Source organism: Lysinibacillus sp. S1 (assembly GCF_044986265.1).
Taxonomy (GTDB): domain Bacteria; phylum Bacillota; class Bacilli; order Bacillales_A; family Planococcaceae; genus Lysinibacillus; species Lysinibacillus capsici.
Genome location: NZ_CP173154.1, coordinates 1,818,064 through 1,840,586 on the forward strand (window position 1 = coordinate 1,818,064; position 22,523 = coordinate 1,840,586).

17 protein-coding genes and 1 pseudogene are annotated in these 22,523 nt (G+C 37.2%); 7 read left to right on the forward strand and 11 right to left on the reverse strand.

Annotated features, from left to right (window positions below):
• Positions 1-3: 3 nt before the first annotated feature.
• The 3 genes from ACHZEU_RS09415 to pdhA are packed head-to-tail and all read right to left on the reverse strand — an operon-like array spanning position 4 to position 3,509.
• Positions 4-1,365, reverse strand: coding sequence for a dihydrolipoamide acetyltransferase family protein (locus ACHZEU_RS09415; RefSeq protein ID WP_404804425.1), 1,362 nt, complete (start codon positions 1,363-1,365; stop codon positions 4-6).
• Between the two features lie 47 nt (positions 1,366-1,412).
• Entirely contained in the window at positions 1,413-2,390 is a 978-nt protein-coding gene (locus ACHZEU_RS09420; RefSeq protein ID WP_404804426.1) for an alpha-ketoacid dehydrogenase subunit beta, read from the reverse strand.
• A gap of 3 nt (positions 2,391-2,393) precedes the next feature.
• Positions 2,394-3,509, reverse strand: coding sequence for a pyruvate dehydrogenase (acetyl-transferring) E1 component subunit alpha (gene pdhA, locus ACHZEU_RS09425; protein ID WP_004224731.1), 1,116 nt, complete (start codon positions 3,507-3,509; stop codon positions 2,394-2,396).
• 394 nt (positions 3,510-3,903) lie between these two features.
• On the opposite strand from pdhA, the gene def reads away from it, so the two are divergent.
• A complete protein-coding gene (gene def / locus ACHZEU_RS09430; protein ID WP_048391947.1) occupies positions 3,904-4,461 on the forward strand; it encodes a peptide deformylase in 558 nt (185 codons plus the stop codon).
• A 41-nt stretch (positions 4,462-4,502) separates the two neighbouring features.
• On the opposite strand, the gene phnX is transcribed toward def, so the two are convergent.
• The 5 genes and pseudogenes from phnX to ACHZEU_RS09455 all read right to left on the reverse strand — a co-directional run bounded on the left by phnX (position 4,503) and on the right by ACHZEU_RS09455 (position 9,778).
• Complete coding sequence (gene phnX, locus ACHZEU_RS09435; RefSeq protein WP_288581879.1) at positions 4,503-5,315, reverse strand: phosphonoacetaldehyde hydrolase; 813 nt, start codon at positions 5,313-5,315, stop codon at positions 4,503-4,505.
• Positions 5,305-6,405 carry a 2-aminoethylphosphonate--pyruvate transaminase gene (phnW, locus tag ACHZEU_RS09440; protein WP_288581876.1) on the reverse strand — a complete coding sequence of 367 codons (1,101 nt, stop codon included), beginning with the start codon at positions 6,403-6,405 and terminating at the stop codon, positions 5,305-5,307. Before phnW ends, phnX begins: the two co-directional genes overlap by 11 nt.
• 13 nt (positions 6,406-6,418) lie before the next feature.
• Entirely contained in the window at positions 6,419-7,405 is a 987-nt protein-coding gene (locus ACHZEU_RS09445) for an extracellular solute-binding protein (RefSeq protein WP_404804427.1), read from the reverse strand.
• Positions 7,402-9,033, reverse strand: a pseudogene (locus ACHZEU_RS09450) (ABC transporter permease subunit). Before ACHZEU_RS09450 ends, ACHZEU_RS09445 begins: the two are co-directional and overlap by 4 nt.
• The gene (locus ACHZEU_RS09455; protein WP_048391952.1) at positions 9,026-9,778 is read right to left on the reverse strand and encodes an ABC transporter ATP-binding protein; all 753 of its coding nucleotides are present in this window, start codon (positions 9,776-9,778) and stop codon (positions 9,026-9,028) included. The pseudogene ACHZEU_RS09450 and the gene ACHZEU_RS09455 overlap by 8 nt, the downstream one beginning before the upstream one ends.
• Positions 9,779-9,930: 152 nt before the next feature.
• Between ACHZEU_RS09455 and ACHZEU_RS09460 the strand changes: the two genes are divergently transcribed.
• Positions 9,931-10,686 (forward strand): DeoR/GlpR family DNA-binding transcription regulator, encoded by a 756-nt coding sequence (locus ACHZEU_RS09460; protein WP_053075690.1) that lies wholly within the window; start codon positions 9,931-9,933, stop codon positions 10,684-10,686.
• 58 nt (positions 10,687-10,744) lie between these two features.
• Here ACHZEU_RS09460 and ACHZEU_RS09465 read toward each other — a convergent pair whose 3' ends face one another.
• On the reverse strand, positions 10,745-11,515 hold the full coding sequence (locus ACHZEU_RS09465; RefSeq protein WP_404804428.1) for a Cof-type HAD-IIB family hydrolase: 771 nt from the start codon (positions 11,513-11,515) through the stop codon (positions 10,745-10,747).
• A 436-nt stretch (positions 11,516-11,951) separates the two neighbouring features.
• Here ACHZEU_RS09465 and ACHZEU_RS09470 point away from each other — a divergent pair, with 436 nt between their 5' ends.
• From ACHZEU_RS09470 to ACHZEU_RS09480, 3 genes are all read left to right on the forward strand, one after another.
• A complete protein-coding gene (locus ACHZEU_RS09470; protein WP_004224712.1) occupies positions 11,952-12,161 on the forward strand; it encodes a DNA-dependent RNA polymerase subunit epsilon in 210 nt (69 codons plus the stop codon).
• 5 nt (positions 12,162-12,166) lie between these two features.
• Positions 12,167-13,834 carry a ribonuclease J1 gene (gene rnjA, locus ACHZEU_RS09475; protein ID WP_004224711.1) on the forward strand — a complete coding sequence of 556 codons (1,668 nt, stop codon included), beginning with the start codon at positions 12,167-12,169 and terminating at the stop codon, positions 13,832-13,834.
• Positions 13,835-14,122: 288 nt separating this feature from the next.
• Entirely contained in the window at positions 14,123-14,911 is a 789-nt protein-coding gene (locus ACHZEU_RS09480; RefSeq protein WP_404804429.1) for a protein kinase domain-containing protein, read from the forward strand.
• A gap of 46 nt (positions 14,912-14,957) precedes the next feature.
• On the opposite strand, the gene ACHZEU_RS09485 is transcribed toward ACHZEU_RS09480, so the two are convergent.
• Entirely contained in the window at positions 14,958-15,791 is an 834-nt protein-coding gene (locus tag ACHZEU_RS09485) for a TetR/AcrR family transcriptional regulator (protein ID WP_404804431.1), read from the reverse strand.
• A 99-nt stretch (positions 15,792-15,890) separates the two neighbouring features.
• Between ACHZEU_RS09485 and ACHZEU_RS09490 the strand changes: the two genes are divergently transcribed.
• Positions 15,891-18,980 (forward strand): efflux RND transporter permease subunit, encoded by a 3,090-nt coding sequence (locus tag ACHZEU_RS09490; RefSeq protein WP_404804432.1) that lies wholly within the window; start codon positions 15,891-15,893, stop codon positions 18,978-18,980.
• Between the two features lie 61 nt (positions 18,981-19,041).
• On the opposite strand, the gene ACHZEU_RS09495 is transcribed toward ACHZEU_RS09490, so the two are convergent.
• Complete coding sequence (locus ACHZEU_RS09495; protein ID WP_328023719.1) at positions 19,042-20,610, reverse strand: family 10 glycosylhydrolase; 1,569 nt, start codon at positions 20,608-20,610, stop codon at positions 19,042-19,044.
• 538 nt (positions 20,611-21,148) lie between these two features.
• Between ACHZEU_RS09495 and ACHZEU_RS09500 the strand changes: the two genes are divergently transcribed.
• Entirely contained in the window at positions 21,149-22,396 is a 1,248-nt protein-coding gene (locus ACHZEU_RS09500; RefSeq protein ID WP_048391958.1) for an MFS transporter, read from the forward strand.
• Positions 22,397-22,523 lie beyond the last annotated feature (127 nt).

Genomic DNA, 22,523 nt, shown 5'->3' on the forward strand with positions numbered 1-22,523 from the left:
TTGTTACGCCTCCATTAATAATAATTCTGGCTCACTTAACAAACGCTTTAAATGATTTAAAGCATTTTGCGCAGTGGCTCCATCGATCATACGATGATCAAAGCTCAATGATAATGCTAACACAGGTGCGGCTACAATTTCACCATTTTTTATTACAGGTTTTTCTGAAATTCGACCAATACCTAGAATTGCTACTTCAGGATGGTTAATAACTGGTGTAAACCATTGTCCTCCTGCAGAGCCAATATTCGTAATGGACATGGAAGCACCTTTCATTTCATGTGGTGCTAGCTTACCTTCACGGGCTTTTGTCGCTAATTCATTAATTTCATTAGACACTGCAAATACAGATTTACGATCTGCATGCTTAATAACTGGTACTAGTAAGCCTCTTTCAGTATCTGCTGCAATACCAATGTTATAGTAATGCTTTTGGATAATTTCTTGTGTTGCATCATCTAAAGAGCGATTAAATTCTGGGAACTCGCGTAAAGTTGAAATAAGTGCTTTCACTACATATGGTAAGTATGTTAATTTAACACCTTTTTCGGCAGCGATATCTTTGAATTTTTTACGATGTGCTACAAGAGCTGTTACATCGACTTCATCCATTAGTGTAACATGAGGAGCCGTTTGTTTCGAGTGTACCATTGCTTTTGCAATCGCTTTTCGAATACCTGACATTTTTTCACGAGTCTCTGGGAAATCCCCCTCAAGAACTACTGGTGCTGCTGGTGTAGACGTTTCTTGTTGAACTGTATCTTCTGATGTTTCKATHTWTGCAGTTTCAGCCTCTACAGTKCCGCCACCTTTTAAGAAGTTTTCAATATCTTCTTTAAGGATTCGACCGTTTTTGCCTGTACCCTTCACTTCACGAATATTTACATCGTTATCACGGGCAAATTTACGTACAGAAGGCATTGCGATCACACGTTTTGTTTCATCAACTACTGTCTCCACTTTTTCTGGAGCTTTTTCGGGAGCTTTTTCGGGAGCTTTTTCTGGTGCCTTTTCCTCTTTAGTAGGAGCTTTTTCTACGTTCTGACCAGATTCAGCAGTTGCTTGAACTTGTGCCTCTGTTTTTGCTTCGGCATGATCGTCACCTTTTAGCTTTAAGTCTTCATAGCCAGGTGCGTCTAATCGGATTAAAACATCGCCAACTACGGCAACTGTTCCTTCTCCTACTAAAACTTCCTCTACTGTTCCTTCAACTGGTGAAGGGATTTCTACTACTGCTTTATCATTTTGTACTTCACAAAGAATATCGTCTTCTTTTACTGTATCTCCAGCTTTAACGAACCATTTCACAATCTCGCCTTCGTGAATACCCTCGCCAATATCCGGTAATCTGAATTCAAATGCCATGTGTACCCATCCTTTCTATTTACTGTTGTTCAAGTTTAGAAGCTTTATTAGAATKTTAAAACKWYTBTCGYTGTTTMCATTACATCTTTGTAGTTTGGTAACCAAACACCTTCAGCTTGTGGGAATGGGTACACAGTATCTGGTGCAGCCACACGAAGAACAGGAGCCTCTAAGCTTAGAATTGCACGCTCTGTAATTTCTGCTACTACGTTCGCAGCGATACCTGCTTGTTTTTGAGCTTCTTGGACAACGATTGCACGACCTGTTTTTTCAACAGATGCGATAATTGTTTCCACATCGATTGGTTGAATTGTACGTAAGTCAATTACTTCTACAGAATGTCCTTCTTTTTCAAGTTCTTCTGCAGCCTTTAAGCTTTCATGAACCATTAAACCGTAAGCAACAATTGTTAAATCAGTACCTTCACGTTTTACATCCGCTTTTCCTAGTGGAATTTCGTATGCTTCCTCAGGCACTTCTTCACGGAATGAACGGTATAGTTTTAAATGCTCTAAGAAAATAACTGGGTTGTCATTACGAATAGAAGAAATAAGTAAACCTTTTGCATCATATGGTGTTGATGGAACAACAACTGTTAATCCTGGTTGTGCTGTCATTAAGCTTTCTAAGCTATCTGAGTGCATTTCAGGTGTGTGCACACCACCACCAAATGGTGAACGGATTGTTACTGGAGCATTGTAGACGCCACCACTACGGTAGCTCATACGTGCTAGCTGGCCACTAATTGAATCCATTACTTCATAAACGAAACCAAAGAATTGAATTTCAGGAACTGGACGGAATCCTTGAAGAGAAAGGCCAACTGCTAAGCCACCAATACCTGATTCTGCTAATGGTGTATCAAATACGCGGTCAACCCCAAATTCTTTTTGTAGGCCTTCTGTCGCGCGGAATACCCCACCGTTGACACCTACATCTTCCCCGAATACAAGAACGTTTTCATCATTCTTTAATTCTGTGCGAAGTGCATCTGTAATTGCTTGAATCATCGTCATTTGTGCCATAGGTTATTTCGACTCCTTCTCTTTATAGATTTCATACTGTTCTTTTAGATTAGATGGCATTTCGCCTTTATACATATTTTCCATTAATTCTGTTACTTTTTGTTTTGGAGCAGCATCTGCTTTTTTGATTGCTTCTTTAATTTCTTCTTTTGCTCGCTCAATAACTGCTTCTTCTTTTTTCTCATCCCATATACCTTTTGCTTCTAGGTATTTACGGAAGCGAACTAGAGGATCTTTTTGAGCCCATTCATTATCTGTATCAGAAGTACGGTAACGAGTTGGGTCATCCCCAGCCATTGTATGAGGTCCATAACGGTAACACATTGTTTCAATTAATGTTGGGCCTTCACCATTAACCGCGCGCTCACGAGCATCACGAGTTGCTACATAAACTGCAAGCGCATCCATTCCATCTACTAAAATACTTGGTAATCCTGCTGCTACACCTTTTTGTGCAATTGTTTTAGCAGCTGTTTGCAATTCACGAGGTGTTGAGATTGCATATTGGTTATTTTGTACGATGAAGATTGCTGGAGATTTAAATGCACCTGCAAAGTTAATGCCTTCATAGAAGTCTCCCTGAGAAGAACCACCGTCACCAGTATAAGTTACTGCAACAGCTTTTTTCCCGCGTTTTTTAATACCAAGTGCTACCCCAGCAGCTTGAATATATTGTGCTCCAATAATAATTTGTGGAGCTAAAACGTTTACACCTTCAGGAACCTGATTCCCCATGAAGTGACCACGTGAGAATAAAAATGCTTTTTCAAGAGGTAAGCCATGCCATACAATTTGAGGTACATCACGGTAACCTGGTAAAATCCAATCTTCTTGTTCTAATGCAAAGTGAGAAGCAAGTTGTGAAGCTTCTTGACCAGCAGTCGGTGCATAGAAGCCTAAACGTCCTTGACGATTTAATGAGATTGAACGTTGATCTAAAATACGTGTGTAAACCATACGTGTCATTAACTCAACTAGTTCCTCATCTGATAATTTCGGATCTGCCTCTTTATTTATAATTTCGCCTTCTTCATTCAAAATTTGAAACATTTCAAACTTATCTTCGATTTCAGTTAGCGTTTGTTTAGCATCAAAAATATTATTGTTTTTCTTGCTCATTTGTCACATCTCCCTTTCAGCTGTATTAAAATAAATCACCTTTTTAACTAGTACAACTTATTCTTGACACTCAGTATACTGAATAAAATACTGTCGGTCAATCATCTATTACTGCTATATACAAAGATTTTTTCTAGAATAACAATCAAACACCGCTGTCCTATACTGTATTACTAATATTCAAATTCTGTATTACAACACCTTACTCACACCATACAACTCTTACGTTTTCCAACAGGTTTTCCCCTAGTAGAATACCCCATTCTCGAAAATCTAATAGCATTAGAAAAATTTTTTGAGTATATTCAAATAAGGACTTTTTTCATGGGATTGTACGAAAACGTGATGTATACTTATKAKTWAKYWYWAYAMAGYTGAAAGGAAGATTACTATTATGATTTTAATGGATGATATTATCCGCGAAGGTCATCCGACTTTACGCACAAAAGCAGAGGAAGTTAAATTCCCTTTAACTGAAGAAACAAGAAAGCTTGCTGAGGATATGCTTCAATATTTAATCAACAGCCAAGATCCTGAAATGGCAGAAAAATATAATTTGCGTAGTGGCATTGGTTTGGCTGCCAATCAGGTAAATAGCTTACAGCGTATGTTTGCTCTTCATTTAAAAGATGAGGCTGGTGAACAATTAAGCTTTGTAGCCATAAATCCAAAGATCGTTAGCCATTCTGTTGAAAACACATACCTATCAGCAGGAGAAGGATGTCTTTCTGTTGACCGTAATATTCCTGGGTATGTACCTCGCCATGCACGCATCACAGTAAAATTTAAAACAATTGATGGTGAAGAGAAAAAAATGCGCCTTAAGGGCTTGCCAGCTATTGCCTTTCAGCATGAATTAGATCATCTAAATGGCATTATGTTTTATGACCGTATTAATGAAAAGAATCCATTTGCGGAAATACCAGATTCAATCCCATATGAGCGCGACTAAAAACAACCTCGGCAGTTTATTACTTCTGCCGAGGTTAATTATTATTTATATTCTAATTGTCTATCCATATTTAACCGAGCATTGATCGTTTCAATTAATGCTGGCAACTCCGCCATTGTTTCAATTGTATAATGAGCGCCAGATTCTTCAAAAACACATTTTGTTTTCTCTATGATTTGTTGCTGTTCTTCTGAAGATARGGCATTGAATTCTTCTTCGGATAGTCCCATTTCTGAGCTTCCAATAATAACGCCAACAGCCCAAACACCTGCATTCAAGGCTTCCTTTATATCTGATGTTGTATCGCCAACCTTCACAACTTGCTTCGTCGCTTGCGAACCTAATGCCTCCATATTTTTAAAAATCATATATGGATATGGTCGCCCTTTATCACCAACCTGTGTTGGTGTTACAAGAAAATCAGGTTGATAGCCCTTGTCAGCAGCATGCTTTGTCACTACTTCCATCATTGCATCTGTATAGCCAGTTGTAGAGCCTATTCGAATACCTGCATCTCTTAATTGCTGTACAGTTGTTTTCACGTGCTGGATAGGATCTGTATAGGTCGCCAAAGACTCCATTAATTTTGTTTCAAAATGATTATACAATACATGTACATCCTTTTCATTAAAGGATTGTCCATGTACACGATGCCATTCTTCTTTAATTCTTGGCATTTCTAGCATGGTGCGGATATGATCAATTTTCAGCATCCCCATTGGTTTACGAGCCTCTTCCAGTGTAACTATTACACCAGCATCCTCAAAAATTGTTAAAAAAACATTAACAGGGGCAAAACAACCAAAGTCAACTGCTGTGCCTGCCCAGTCCAAAATAACCGTCTCAATTTTCATTGTTTTTCACCACCATATAATTTTCAATGATTTCACATAATGCAAGAATATCTTCCTCATGAATATCACCAATATTGCCAATACGGAATGTATCGACATCCGTCAGCTTACCTGGATAGATAACAAAACCTGCATTTTTTATTTCTTGATAAAAATGCTCAAAAGAAAACTCTTTATACGGGAATAAAAATGTTGTGATAATTGGTGATTGAAGCTCCTCCGAAATATACGCTTTAAATCCCAGCACTGACAAGCGAGAGCGAAGTAGTTGATTATTATACGCATAGCGTTTGTAGCGGGCATGAATTCCGCCTTCTTCATTCAACTCTTCAAGCGCCTTCGCAAAAGCTGCCACTACATGTGTAGGCGATGTGAAACGCCATTTCCCATCTTGCTTCATTACTTCCCACTGACTATGCAAATCTAATGCAACACTTCGAGCTTGTCCCTTACATTTTTCCAGTGCTCTTGTATTCGCAATAACAAAACCAAAGCCTGGGACACCCTGAATACATTTATTGGCACTACTAATACAAAAATCAATATGCAAGCTTGATAAATCCATTGGTACGCCTCCAAAGCTACTCATGGCGTCCACAATAAACGTTTTGTTGAACGAATGAACAACTTCCCCAATTTCTTTAATAGGATTTAAAATACCAGTAGTCGTCTCACAATGTACGAGAGCTACATGAGTAATACTCCTATCTCTTTCAAGGAAGGATTGAACTTCTAACAAGGAGGGCTGTTCATCATAAGGTGCACTATAAACAACATGCTGTAACTTTAAGGCTTTGGCCATTTCAACAATTCTTTCACCATAAGCTCCATTTGTTAGTATCAGCACCTTATCATTTTCACCAATTGCAGTTGTTAGTACAGACTCTACTACAAAGCTTCCACTTCCTTGCATTAGTACCGTAGTGTAATCAGCTTCATCAACTTTTGCTAATTTTAAGAGTTGCTTACGAATCACTTGTGTCACATTTTTATAATCGTCATCCCATGTACAACGATCTTTTAACATTTCTCGTTTCACTGCTTTAGTTGTTGTCAATGGACCTGGCGTCAATAATTTATAGTTACTCATCTGCTMTAACTCCTTATCGCTKTGCTTCTTTAAAGAAGGCTTGGTGTTTTTCTAATAAATCTACKGTTAAGKTAKTATCCCATTTTTTCAAATAGGTAGGAACGTGCTCGTCCTTTACTTGTTCTCCTTCGTATAGAGCTACAGGATATTGCTCTAGAAGACCATCACGAGCCTCTGTTGCAATTACCTTCGCAATTTCTTTTGCTAATGCTTCCTCACCTTCTTTATCTACAACAGCTACAGATTCCGTTAAAGTGAAATTTCCTTCTGTCGGGTCAATATAATCAATCGGTAACCCTTCGTTTTTGGCATCAATAGCTTGGATACGTAAACCAAAGCCTGCAGCAACTTCTCCTGTTTTCACCTTTTTAATAGGGCCAGAGCCTGAACTTTCAATATGTGGTCCTGCATTTTTAATTAACTCTGCTAGAACTTTTTTCCCTTCCTCTTCACCATATTCCTTTATAATAGCTTGTACTAGAAGCCACCCTGTTGAGGAGTCCATAATGTTTGGGAATGACACTAAATCCTTATAAGCAGAGTCTGTCAAATCTTTAATGGATTTCGGAATAGATAGCCCCTTTTGTTGTAATACCTCTGTATTAATAAAGATAGAGCCTACATTGCCTAAAATCGGTAATGCATACGTAACACTCCCATCAAGAGGCTTTAAGTCTGAAGAAATATCCACAAACATGGATTTTGAGGTTTGTGCACTTTCTATAAAATAAGAAGCCATTGTTACAACATCTGCTTCAATATCTGTCCCTTCCGCCATCATTTTGCCACCTAACTCAGAAGTACCAAACGACTGGATTAAATACTTACCTTTATAGCCTTTATCATCTAATGTAGTTTCCATCACTTCAATAGCTTCATCATCAGCATTTGAATAAATGATGACTTGCTCTTTGGAATCTGCTGCTACTCCTCCACATGCAGCTAAAACGACTGCTGCTGCACTTACTGTCCCTAACATCATGCCTGTTGACTTCTTCATTTTGTAATCTCCTCCGTTTTTTCTTTATGTGCTGCTATATAATCACAACCTAATTTCACAATGAGGTTTGTACATAAAATGAATATCGATAAAACAAAAATATCGGTGTATTTTGCGAAATGCTGTAGCTCTTTTATCCTTGTCGATACAAGCATTGTCTTTGTGCTGACAAGAAAAATAACACCGCTGACTGTAACCATCGCATTTAAAAAATAGTAGCTAAACATTTGATAAATCGTTGGCCTAATATTCGGTATAATAATTCGTATCACGGTTTTTAACCACGAATCCTTTAACAGCTCAGCTGTCACTTCCCACGTAGGATCCATTTTTTGCAATGAATTTTTCGCCATTAAATAAGGTGTCGTAAAAAAATGCACGATATTACATGCGATAATGATAAGAAAAGTACCCTTTAAAGAACTTCCATTAAAGAAAAATAAGTAGGATAATCCAAGTACCATACCTGGAACTGTATTTGTCATCATAGAAGTTACATCTAAGCTTTTTCTTCCCTTTAATGGTGTCCTTGTATTAAGAAGCGCCGACATAAATGTTATGCCCACACCTAATATTGCTGTTAGAACCGCTACGATGAGAGAATTGATGTAAACCTTTGTTAAATCTTTCTCTGCAAGTACATTTTGAACATGCTCTAATGTAAAGCTGAAATCGTACGGATAGCCTTTGGTAAAAGGCACAATAAACATGGTTAAAAAAATAATACATACAGCTGTTACACAGAGAATTGAATAAATTGTAAATAGCGTGTCTCGTAAACGATGCTTTACAAGTTCACTTTGCCCAACCTGTTTATATTGAAAATTGAAGCGCTCTAAAATCGTTAGCATGACAACACCTAATACAGCAGGTATTAGCATTAACACTGAAATGACTGCTCCACGTTCAAAATGCACAATGGAACCTAACATAGCTTGGTAGAGTTCAGTAGCTATTACCCTGTAATTGCCACCAACCGATGCAGGGATTCCAAAGTCAGTKRAGCYWAAMAYAAATGTTAAAATAAATGCCCCGCCAATTGTCCCAACCATAGGACGGTATACGGTATGATAAAAACGACGCATTGGCTGATCATGCATTAATATTGAAACAAGTAAAAAACGTTTATCGATATATTGCATGGAGTTTTGCATTAATATAAAGGCAACTGGTAATGTGTATAAGACGTAACCGATCACCAAGCCGTTATACCCATAGATTGTAAAAAGAGGCTGCCCCACTAATTTTGTTAGAATTCCTTGATTCCCAAATGTATAAATCAATACAAAGCCATAGGTGATGGTTGGCAGTAGCATCGGCAAGGTAATTCCAATTTGAACTAGCTTTTTTGTATGGCGATGCATCGTAGTAAAATGAACAGCATAGGCCAACCAAAAGGCTAAAATGGTTGTAATCACTGATGCTACAAAAGAAACTTTAAAACTATTCGTAAAAGCTTCACGAATTTCGATATTCCGTAAAGCTTCTATATAATTTTGAGTGGTAACGACATTGCCTATTTTGAATGACTGCCAAAACATATAAAGCAATGGCACAATTAAAAAGAATAGAAAAAATAGTAGAATCGGTAGAAAAATTAATTTCATTATTTTATTCGTTTTAAGCATATGTTTCTCCAAACAATTGATAGATGTTATGTCGCTTAATATGAAGCTGCCTTAAGATAAAATCTTCTACAAATTGATTTTTTGGCGCTGTAACAATTTCATGAGGTGTGCCAAATTGAGCAACTGTACCTTCATTAATAATGATGACTTTATCCGATAAGGTAAGGGCTTCTTCCGGATCATGTGTCACGATAATCGTCGTCAAATTAAATTCACGGGCGATGGATTTAATACGTTCCTTTATAGATTCCTTTATAACGCCATCTAGTGCACTTAGTGGTTCGTCTAATAATAGAATTTTAGGTTGCATCACGAGTGTTCTTGCAATGGAAACGCGTTGTTTTTGCCCACCAGACAATTCATGAATCTTCTTATGCAAATGAGGAGCTAGCTCTAAAAAATCAATGTATTCTTGTATCTCCTCTTTGGACATTTTCACATTTTTATTTTTTAATCCATAAATGATATTGTCGTATGCATTTAAATGAGGAAATAACGCAAAATCCTGAAACACTATATTAAATCCTCTTTCTTGCATTGATTGCTTGGAAATATCTTGTCCATTGTAGACAAGCTGACCAGCAGTTGGATCTACAAGTCCTAAAATGATATTAAGCAAAGTAGTTTTACCGCAGCCACTCGGCCCTAGCAAAGAAATAATCTCACCTGATTCGACGGTTACATTGATATCTACTAAAACTTTTTTATTTTTATAGCTTTTTGAGATATTTTTTAGCTCTAACAAATTGGGTCACCTCACTCAGTTCTTAGCTTCAGTATAGAGACTATTTGTAAAGGAAAATGCTTATTTGTGTAAATGTTGAGTAAATTCTGACCAACTGTTGACAAAGTTATGGTTATTTTGAGTAAATATCTAGTAGAGGTGATGAAATGTATATGATAGAAAGGCAACACCAAATTTTGCAGTTTATACGTCAACATAAGGTAGTAAAATTAGTAACACTTACAAAAGAGTTTAACGTTTCAATGGAAACGATCCGTCGTGATGTCCAACAGTTGATGCAAGACAAAAAAATTGAAAAATTTTATGGGGGCGTTAAATATATTGAGCCAGTAGAAGGACTAATTGATCACCGACTTCACGAACAGTTAACAGAGAAAATCGCCATTGCCAAAGCATGTGCTTCGCTCGTTCAAGATGGGGAATGTATTTTTATTGATAGTGGAACAACCACCTATCAAATGACACCATTTTTATTGGACAAGGAAAAACTAACAGTGGTGACAAATTCACTACCTGTAGCATTTGATCTAATCGGCTCTAACATTGAGGTTATACTGCTTGGGGGTAAAGTACGCCATTCTGAAAAATCAGTGACATCAAATGAATTTTTATTTCGCTTCGAGCATCTTAATATCAATAAAGCTTTTATTTGCGCTAGTGGCGTTTCAATTGAAAAAGGCATATCTGATTTTAGCTTGGATGAAGCGATTACTAGAAAGCAAATTATTTCCATCTCTCAAAAAGTCTACGTAGCTACAGATTCCTCAAAATTTAATAAAGATGTAGCGATTCAAGTTTGTCCAGTGGATGACGTAGATGTCATTATCACAGATGACGCACTATCCAAAAAGACGATTCAACATTTTTCGGAAAAAGGTGTTCAAATAAAAACCGTCAATATGGCATAGACCATTAATCAATAAAAAACAACTAGTTGTAAATTTCACAACTAGTTGTTTTTCATTTTTATATAATGGAGAGCTTACGCATTATTTTTGAGAGACCATCCTCGTCTACATGGTCTGCAATATGATGAGCGACTGCCTTCACTCGCTCATGGCCATTCCCCATAGCAACACTTGTCCCAACTGCCTGTAGCATCTCAATATCATTTATGCCATCGCCAAAAGCAAAGGCATCTTGTAAAGTGATGCCCATTTTTTCAAGCACCTTTTCAATACCAGCAGCCTTCGAACCTCCCTTTGGCAAAATATCACAAGAATAACGATGCCAACGTACAAATTGAACATTTGGGAATGTTTCATTATATAAAGGTTCATCTTTTTCTTCCATAAAAATAAGTGTTTGATATACATTGTTCTGCATATAATAAGATGARTCTAATHCTGGATACGGATATTTAAGAGTATCTAAGCTTTCAGCTACCATACGATGATCGCCAACTGAGGCAATCATCCGTTTATCATCTAAAAACACTACCGGTTCGTTACGCGCCTCACCAAAGGCAATAATTTTAGCTAGTTCATCTTTCGCAATCCCATTTGTATAGACAACCTCACCTTTATAGACAACATATTGGCCATTGAAGGTAACATACGTATCGATCTCTAATTCTTCTAGCAATGACTCAATCATAAATGGTGCTCGACCAGTAGCAATCGCCAATTCATAACCATTACGTCGTGCTGTCAAAAGTGCCTCTTTTGCAGATGAAGGTAACTTTTTTTCACTGTTATAGAGAGTACCATCGACATCAAAAAATAAAATTTTGTTCATTCTATTAACCCTTTCCATAAATATTATCCTTTCAAGCTAAATGACTTTACATAGACAATAATTTTAATTATAATGATCCTAAGGAGTGATGTGCCATGCTGAAGAAACTCAAACGAAAATTATTGAAGCAACTTCGCGGCGTACTCGGAAAAAAATCAATTGCCTAACATTTGCCCTTCATTATTTGAAGGGCTTTTCTTTATTTTAGAGGAAGTGCGTGATAATATAAAGGAAATGCATTTATTTGGCTATACGCAACCACTGTCTCACTACTTCCTATACAATTTTATAACATAGTGCACATCTGAAGCATTGAGATACAAGTATTACAAACGTACATTTCTTCAATAAAAGAAATTCGTTGTTTTCTTGTAGCACGTGTGTGGTAGTAGTCAAAGGTGCAAGAAAATTGTACGCAATTAAAGGAGAGCAAACTATGATTTACAAAGTTTATTATCAAGAAAATGCAAATGAGATTCCAGTTCGCGAAAATACTAAAAGTCTATACCTAGAAGCTACTTCAGAACGTGAAGTACGTGAAAAGCTAAAAGACCGAAACTATAACATCGAGTTCATTCAACTGCTTGAGGGTAACTACTTAGAGTACGAACAAGCAAGCCCGAACTTCGTCTTGGAGGAAATTTAACAAACATGAAGTTTGTTAAAAATGACCAAGCAGCTGTTTTCGCGCTCGGCGGACTGGGCGAAATCGGCAAAAACACTTATGGCGTTCAATTTCAAGATGAAATTATCTTAATTGACGCCGGTATAAAATTTCCAGAAGACGACTTACTCGGCATTGACTATGTTATTCCTGATTACACGTACTTAGTACGTAATGTCGATAAAATCAAAGGACTGTTTATTACCCATGGGCATGAGGATCATATAGGGGGTATTCCATACCTTTTACGTCAAGTAAATATCCCTGTCTATGGCGGTAAGCTTGCACTTGGCTTATTACGTAATAAATTAGAAGAACATGGCTTGCTACGTACAACAAAACTCATTGAAATTAAAGAAGAGGATGTTATTAAATTCAGAAAAACATCTGTTAGCTTCTTTAGAACAACACATAGTATTCCTGATGCTTATGGAATTGTTGTTAAAACACCACCTGGTAATATCGTTCACACAGGTGACTTTAAATTTGACTTTACACCAGTGGGTGAACCAGCCAACCTAACAAAGATGGCTGAAATCGGACGTGATGGCGTGCTTTGCTTACTATCTGATAGTACTAACGCTGAAAAGCCTAATTTCACAATGTCAGAGCGCACAGTTGGAAAAAGTATCGACGAGATTTTCCGTAAGGTGGATAGCCGTATTATTTTTGCTACCTTTGCATCAAATATTCACCGTTTACAGCAAGCCACAGACGCAGCCGTAAAATACGGAAGAAAGATTGCTGTCTTTGGTCGCTCAATGGACAATGCTATTACGATTGGTCGTGAGCTAGGTTACATTACTGCTCCAAAGGATACATTTATTGATGCTCAAAGCATCAATCGACTTCCTGCAAACGAAGTGATGATTTTATGTACAGGCTCTCAAGGTGAACCAATGGCTGCCTTGTCACGTATTGCCAACGGGACACATCGTCAGATTCAAATACAGCCTGGCGATACAGTTATCTTTTCTTCTTCACCAGTACCAGGTAATACCGTGAGTGTTAATAAAATCATTAATTTATTGTTCCGTGCAGGTGCAGAAGTCATTCATGGTGCATTAAACAACATTCATACATCTGGTCACGGATCTCAAGAAGAACAAAAACTGATGCTTCGTTTAATGAAGCCTAAGTTCTTTATGCCTATCCATGGTGAATTCCGTATGTTAAAAATGCATACACATTTAGCTGAAGATTGCGATGTTCCACTAGACAATACATTTGTTATGGAAAATGGTGATGTTCTAGCACTAAGTGCCAATGAAGCACATGTAGCTGGCCGTATTCCTTCAGGAGATGTTTACATTGATGGCAATGGTATTGGCGATATCGGTAATATCGTGTTACGTGATCGCCGTATTCTTTCTGAAGAAGGTTTAGTGATTGTAGTTGTAAGTGTTGATATGGAAAACCAAAAAATTGTTTCTGGCCCTGACATCATCTCACGTGGATTTGTCTATATGCGTGAATCAGGTACGATGATCAACGAGGCACAAAAAATGCTAAACCGTCATCTGAATGAAACAATTCAAAGCAAAACTCCTCAATGGACAGAATTGAAGAATGAAATTACAGACGTATTGGGACCTTATCTATTCGAAAAAACAAAACGTCGTCCAATGATCTTACCGATTATTATGGAGGTTTAACCTCGTAAAAAGAAACTATGTAAAATTTACATAGTTTCTTTTTTATTTTTGAAACCTCCTTTTTATTTTTGCGTATATAGTAATAACAACATCAAAAAGGAGCGTTTTTATGCTAGATAAAATTCTTCATTCCTTACTCAATAGTAAATCCAAACGCCATTATTCTTCATCAAGTAGCCGTAGTAGATATTCAAAGCGACATAATTATTATGGTCACAAGCATTATAAGCGTAGCTCTCGTAAAAGCTCACGCAGTTTTTTCAGCTCTATGAGTTTCTTTAGTAGCTAATGTGGTGGAAACGAATTTCCGAAAAAAGTTTTGACCAGGCTGTAGAACTTTACATAGCCGAACATCCCGATTTTTCTTTTAAAAAATTCCTTGGCTATGGGTCATATGGTCGTACGTATTTAATTGAAGATTGCTCGTCAGCAAGTCTATTTGTTTTAAAATGCTTGCGACCCAAACATCGTCACCACCAGAAAACCATTCATAAATTTCAACAAGAAATTCACATACTCCAGCAACTTTCACTACCCTATGTTCCTACCATCCATTCAGCAGGAACAATTTCAGACAGCCCATTTTTTATCATGGACTATGTCAATGGGCAAACTTTTGAGGAGCTTATTTTTCAGAATGGTGCCAAATTTACAATTGCTCAATCCCTTGCTATTACAAAGCAATTATTAGAGCAAATTGTACAGTTACACAATTATGGTATTGTACATCGCGATTTACGGATTCCGAATATATTGTTAGTGGGTCAGCAATTGCATATTATTGACTTTGGTCTAGCTACCACTTATCAAAAGCAAATCGATATCTCTACGATTGAAAATCCAAAACGTGCCGAAAATCATATTAGTGATCTTTATTTTGTCGGCCATTTTTTATTATTTTTACTATACTCAGACTACAAGCCAAGCAAGAAAAAAGAGAAAGCTTGGCAGCAGGAATTAAAATTACCAATCAAAGTCCAAGATTTTCTTGAGCGCCTATTATGGATTCAAGAACCCTTTGCAAGTGCGTTAGAGGCCTTGCAATCTATGCCCCCATTCATAGATAAAAACCATTAAAAATAGAATTGTTCACCGCCAAACGTGAACAATTCTATCCTAGAGTTCAAATCTTAAAGTATTTTGCAGTTACATATGCAATCCAATGATACGCTGGGTCTAAACGTAGATTTTCAATTAGCCCCTTAATGATTGCTTTACCATAAGTAGGATTTTCTATTTCTTGCTTTAACAACTCAATGGATTCTTTTTCTATAGAATCCTCAGTATGATTTATATTTTGCTCCAATAATTGTAGTAAAGCATCTTTTGACACGTCTTCCTCACACGGCTTTGCAATAAACGGCACAAGATCTGCTGTAATAAATGGAATGGTTGTATGATGGGCAATAATATCTGTCTTTTCTGCTAAAGATTTAGCTAATTGCTCTAAATCAAGTGGCATATCTGAAAAAATAAAAAGCTCAGCATAGCTCTTCATAAATCCTTTTATGCAGTACATTACATCATATTTCATTTCTTTTAATTGATCCTGATAAAGCTGCTWAAGCATATAGAGAATTGATTTCGACATTTCTGCTTCATACGCTGTTATTTTATGAAATAGCTCTTTTTTTGTTAAAAAGACCTTTTCATTAAAGAATACACGTGCAGATGCAGAATGGTCTTTGAATGCTTGAAAAATACTTTTATAAAATTCAACCAAAACAGTTTCTTTGCTATACGTTCCTCTGACTACTTGGTCAACATCTGTAATAAACTGCTGTAAATAGTAATCAACCATAGATATAACAAGCTCATCTTTGGTTTTGAAGGATAAATAAAATGCACCTTTAGAAATCCCGCAGCGTTCTGTAATTTGTTGTACTGACGTAGCTTCAAAACCCTGTTCAGAAAACAGTTCTAACGCTTTCTCCATAATTAATTGCTTTTTTAACATATTTTTAACTCTCTCCTAATGCATTTCGTTGACAAATGACCGATTAGTCATTAGTATAAATAATTGAATTTAGATAGTCAATAAAGGGTAGGTGTGAAGGTGAAAGGTTTAGTTAATTTCGTATTAAAGAACAAATTGGCAGTGTGGTTATTAACAATTATCATCACTGTCTCTGGTATTTATTCGGGTACAAGGATGAAAATGGAATCGATACCTGATATTTCGATCCCGTATTTAATTGTCATGGGCGTATATCCTGGCGCAACGCCTGAACAAGTCATGAATGAACTTTCCATTCCGTTCGAAAAATCCATAGAAAGTTTAGAAGATGTGAAGGCTGTTTACTCAACTTCCTCTTCCAACGTAGCACAAGTTCAAGTGGAATACGACTATGGAATTGATATGGATGAGAAAAAACGTCAATTAGAAGCAGCTTTAGATAATCTTAAACTACCTGAAGGTGCTCAAGAGCCTACTATTATGGCAATCAGCATGAACATGATGCCCGTAGTCGCTTTATCTGTAAGTAGCTCTAAGGAAGATATTGTTGATTTAACTTCAACAGTAGAAGAAGTTTTACTGCCTAAAATCGAAAAGATTGATGGTGTTGCATCTGCTACCATCACAGGTCAGCATATTGAACAAGTATCGTTTAAATACGATGAAGAAAAAATGGCAGCACTTGGTTTAACAGAGGAAACTGTTAAACAAATGATTCAGGCAAGTGATATGTCACTGTCACTTGGTTTATATCAATTTACTGTCGGGGAACAAGCCGTTTCAGTAGATGGTAAGGTAAAATCAGTGGAGGAACTGAAAGACTTATTAATTCCAGTTACACCTTCAGCTACAAATCCTTCACCTTTCGTTCGTCTAGGTGATATTGCAAAAATTGAAGTAGAAGGTAAAGTGCAATCTGTTTCACGTACAAATGGTCAAGATGCCATTGCTATTCAAATCGTAAAAGGCCAAGATGCGAATACGGTAACAGTTGTTAATACAGTAAAAGACCTTATGAAGGATGAGGAAAAACGATTAGACGGCTTAAACGTAGAGATCTCTCTTGACCAAGGTGCCCCAATTGAAGATTCTGTATTTACAATGATCGAAAAAGCAGTCTTTGGCGGCGCAATTGCAGTATTAATCATTTTACTATTCTTACGTGATTTCAAATCAACGATTATTTCAATTATTTCTATCCCAGTTTCTATCTTCATGGCATTACTCCTATTAAACTGGATGGATATTACTTTAAACATCATGACCCTCGGCGCGATTACCGTCGCAATCGGTCGTGTTATCGATGACTCAATCGTAGTTGTAGAAAATATTTACCGACGAATTCACTTAAAACAAGAAAAACTTACAGGTCGTGCCCTAATTCGCGAAGCAACAATTGAAATGTTCAAACCAATTCTTTCTTCAACATTGGTAACGGTCGCTGTATTCGCTCCTCTTATTTTCGTAGGTGGTATGGTAGGCGAATTATTCATGCCATTTGCCCTTACAATGACATTTGCATTAGGTGCATCGTTATTAGTTGCGATCACAATCGTACCTGCTTTATCTCACTTCTTATTCCGTAAAAAGTTATACGGTGAGAAGACTGAAAGCCAACATAAAGAAGTTGGTAAACTTGCTACCTGGTACAAAGGTGTCTTAGAAAAAGTATTAAATCACAAAATTATTACATCTGTCCTTGCGATTCTTTTACTTGTTGGTTCTCTTGCATTAACACCACTTATTGGTTTTAGTTTTATGGGCTCACAAGAAGAAAAAGTTATGTACTTAACGTATACGCCTGCAACGGGAGAGCTGGCTGACGAAACGGCAGCAAATGTTGAAAAAGTAGAAAAAGAATTAATGAAACGTAAAGATGTTGATATTTTACAAGTTTCCATTACAGATGCGAAGAATGTCGATCCATCAGCAATGATGATGGGTGGGGGTGCTGGCGGTGCCTTAATGTACCTTATCTTTGATCCCGATATGGAAGACTTCCCTAAAGCTCGTGATGAGGTTGAAGACTATGTATTTAACATCGGGCAATCAGGAGAATGGAAGTCTCAAAACTTCACTTCTATGTCGATGTCATCAAACGAAGTCAGCTATACACTGTATAGTGATGATTTAGATAAACTTCGAGATGCTGTGAAACAAGTAGAGGGTGCTCTAAAAGAAGTGGATGGCTTAGAAGATATTAAATCTGATAATGAAGATCCATACGTAGAGCATGTGCTAAAAGTTGAACAAAAAAATGTCCTTCAATACGGGTTAACGACAGCTCAAATCGTGATGGCATTAAATTCAAATACATCACAAGAAGTATTAACTACCGTGAAAAACGATGGTAAAGATATCGATGTCATCGTTCAACGCGATGCTAAAGCAGCTGCGACTTCACTTGATGATGTCTTAGCCACTGAAATTAAAACAGCATTAGGTACAACAATGACTATCGGAGAATTAGTAGATGTTGAGGAAGGTACAACTCTTAACTCATTATCTCGTTCAAAAGGTGAATATTTTGCAACAGTATCTGGTACGATTATCGGTGACGATATTTCAAAAGCCACTACTGCTGCTGATAAAAAAATTGATAAATTAGATTTACAAAAAGGTGTAACACTTGGTGTTGCTGGTGTTGCTGCAGATATGCAAGAAACATTCACTAAGCTTGGTATTGCGATGTTAGCAGCCATTGCCATTGTTTACTTCATTCTAGTGGTAACATTCGGAGAAGGTTTAGCTCCATTCGCTATTCTTTTCTCACTACCATTCGCAGTAATTGGTGCATTTATTGGTTTATTCGTTACAGGGCAGACTATTTCTGTATCTGTCATGATGGGTCTATTGATGTTGATTGGTATCGTCGTAACAAATGCCATCGTATTAGTTGACCGTATCATTCATATGGAACATGATGGTCTTGCCATGCGTGAAGCGATCCTTGAAGCAGGAGCAACTCGTTTACGTCCTATCCTGATGACAGCCATCGCTACAATTGGTGCTATGATTCCAATGGCACTTGGTACTGGCGGTAGTGGGTTAATTTCCAAAGACTTAGCTATTACTGTAATTGGCGGTTTATTATCTTCTACCCTATTAACACTCGTTGTTGTACCAATTGTTTATGAAATGCTATCTAAAATGTTAAAGAAAAACCGTAAAGATATTGAAGAAAATTAATAAAAAAAAACAACCACTCATGCAATCTTTGCGTGAGTGGTTATTTTTTATCCTAAGCTTTTTATTGATTTTCTATTACTACAAAAACTTCCTTGCTTTCCACACCTGTATTTGATACAGCCTTAATGCCGTATGTATAGCTATGCTTAGCAAGAGCTGACTTGTCCACAAATTTAGTGAATCCATCCATATTATAAACAACATCCACTATATTTCGAGGGTCATCATAAGAGCCTTCTTTGTTTCCTGTAAAACGATAAATGACATACTTGCGTGGTTGTGTTTCATTTTCGTCTATAATCTCTATCTTACGACCTGCCGCTTCCTTTGTCACTTGCACAAAAGTCGGCACGTTCGGCACTGTGTCATCATCCCAAGTTGTTTCTGGTGTCAGTGCTGTGTAATTATATAATTGTTGACTAACAATCGTTGCATAGCCTAGTTTATTGTTTTGAAAGCTTCTTAAGGAGAAATGCATTTGCCCCTCAGCCGCTACCTTTTCCGAACGATTCGCTAGTATTTGACTAGGTAGCTCCATTTTATTTTTCCATGCTGCATCACTATCATTGCCAACTTTGTAATCAGCAAGCCCAATGTATAGATGCACAGGGTGTGTTGTTGCGTAGGTTTGCACTTCATGGCTCCACCAATCTAGCAGCGTTCCATATTTCGCAACAGATAATGTTCTTGACCAATAAATTTGTGGTGTAATGTAATCAATTGTGCCATTTTGAATCCATGTTCTGACGTCTGCATATAAATCATCGTAATTATTAACACCAGCCCTTGTATCGCTTCCTGTTTTATCTAGCGATTTATTGCGCCATACACCAAATGGTGAAATACCAAATTGAACATATGGCTTTGTGTCTTTAATGGCCGTGTAAAGATTTTCTACAAGACGGTTGACATTATCTCGTCGCCAATCCTCCACCTTTTTGAAGGAAGCACCATAGTATTTAAAAGCTGCTTGATCTGGAAAAACTTCATTAGCAACTTTATATGGATAAAAATAATCATCCATATGCACTGCGTCAATATCATAATTAGCTACTAGCTCTCTTACTACTTCAACTAAATAGTCTTGTACTTCTGGTAAACCAGGATTTAAATAATATTGCTTACCGTATTTGATAACCCAATTTGGATGTGTTCTAGCCACATTATCAGCAGCAAGGTCTGTCAGTTTTTGTCCAGACATTGTTACACGATAAGGATTCATCCATGCATGCAGCTCCATACCCCGTTTATGACTTTCCTCTATCATGATCGCAAGAGGATCGTAGCCTGGATTCGTGCCTTGCTTTTTGCCTGTTATGTAAGATGACCATGGCGCTAGATCAGAGGCATACATTGCATCATTTGTTGGTCTTACTTGATAAATAACAGTATTGAATTTATTGGCTTTTAGTTGATCCAAAGTTTGGCGTGTCCAAGCCGTGTACTGCTCCTTCGTCATACCTGCTTTCATATCAAGATTAAGAACGGTTGAAATCCAGACAGCCCTCATCTCCCTTTTTGGCTGTGTCGTGCTTGCCATGGCAGTCTTTGTAGGGATTGTCGATAGGCATAGAACAAAAATCATCGCGACTAAAGTTAAGATCTTCCATTTACTATTTTTCTTTCTCATATTTCCTCCATTTGCTATTTTTCTATTTTAGTATATGACAAGTACTCGCTATATGCACGTCTCCGAAGCAACTTTATTGGAATCAATGCAAGCAGATAATAAGTTTCATCTCTAACAAACGTTCCCGATAGTTTCAAAATATGTATAAAAAAACTACTGAAAAGACAATGAATAGTACTTTTCCTTTAAAGAAATCGATAAATATAGATGCATGGCGTTTCATTTTATGAGATTCATTTCACAATTTCCAAATTTTTAAATTCAACCTAGTTTTTGCTTAATTCATTCTTTACGCATCGATGAACTTTATGCTACAATCAACACAACTTATATAGAACGGAGGGTATTCCAAATGACAGCTTCAATTAGACTACGATTTCACCTTATTAATTAAATATGTGTACACTTTGCCTGCTGTGCAAGGGAAATGGAATTAGGTCTAGTCTGTTTTAGGAATACTGGAAAAGAGGGGACTTCTACTCCCCTCTTTTTTTGTGTTGTCTTTTACTTTCCACACAGGCACTACTGTTAGAAAGGGATGACGAAATTGGAACATTGGAAACGTAACACAATACTTTTTTTAAGTAGTCAAACGATTTCACTTTTTGGTTCTGCTCTTGTGCAATATGCCATTACATGGTATATCACACTTACAACACAATCAGGCAGCATGATGACCATCGCGATCATTTGCGGCTTTTTACCAACCTTCTTCTTAGCACCTATTGCTGGTGTCTGGGCAGATCGCTATAACCGTAAATGGCTTATTATTTTAGCAGATGGAATGATTGCCTTATCTACGCTAATTCTAGCTATTTTATTTTTAATCGGCTATGATGAGCTCTGGCTACTATTTGTTATATCAGCCGTACGCGCAGTTGGTGCAGGTATTCAAACACCAGCAGTGGGCGCAATTTTGCCACAATTTGTGCCTGAAGAGCATTTAATGAAGGTCAATGGTGCAAATAGTAGTATTCAAGCCTTCATCATGATTCTTGCACCTATGGCAAGTGGTGCATTATTAACGATGGCTTCTATTGAATCCATTTTCTTTATTGATGTGACAACAGCGGCTATTGCCATCGCTATCTTCTTATTATTTCTGCATATCCCTGCACATGCAAAAGCTAATCAGCCACAAACAACAGGCTATTTTAGTGATATGAAACAAGGCTTCATCTATATTAAAGAGCATGCTTTCTTGAAACAATTATTCTTGTTCTTTGCCTTTTTCATGCTGCTTGCTGCACCTGCTGCCTTTTTAACGCCTTTACAAGTTACACGAACTTTTGGCAATGATGTATGGCGTTTGACTGCCATCGAAATGGCCTTTGCCATTGGGATGTTAATCGGTGGTATCGCAATCGCAACATGGGGTGGCTTTAAAAATAAAGTGCATACGATGACATTATCTGCTTTGTTATTTGGTCTTTGTACAATGGCTCTCGGCGTCATTCCTATTTTTTGGTTGTACCTCGGAATCATGGCCATTACTGGCATAGCCATGCCAATCTTTAATACACCTGCAACGGTGTTATTACAAGAAAAAGTGGAAAGTGACTATATGGGAAGAGTATTTGGCATTCTTAGTATGATATCTACCTCTATGATGCCTTTAGGAATGCTAATTTTCGGGCCAATAGCTGATATTATTGCTATTGAGTGGCTACTCATCGGTACAGGATTATTACTCTTCATCCAAGGATTTTTCCTTCTGGGCAGTAAAGTCTTATTAAAAGCTGGTAAACCTACTGCTGAGCATGTTGACTCGCTAGAAAAAAAGTGAAGATTTTATTTCAAGAAAATTGTTAATAAAAAAAATAACATTTAAATTTAGCCTCTACACAATCTCAAACAACGTTGACGCTAAAAAAGCCTTGCTTTATGCAGGGCTTTTTTCGTCTTTATTTATG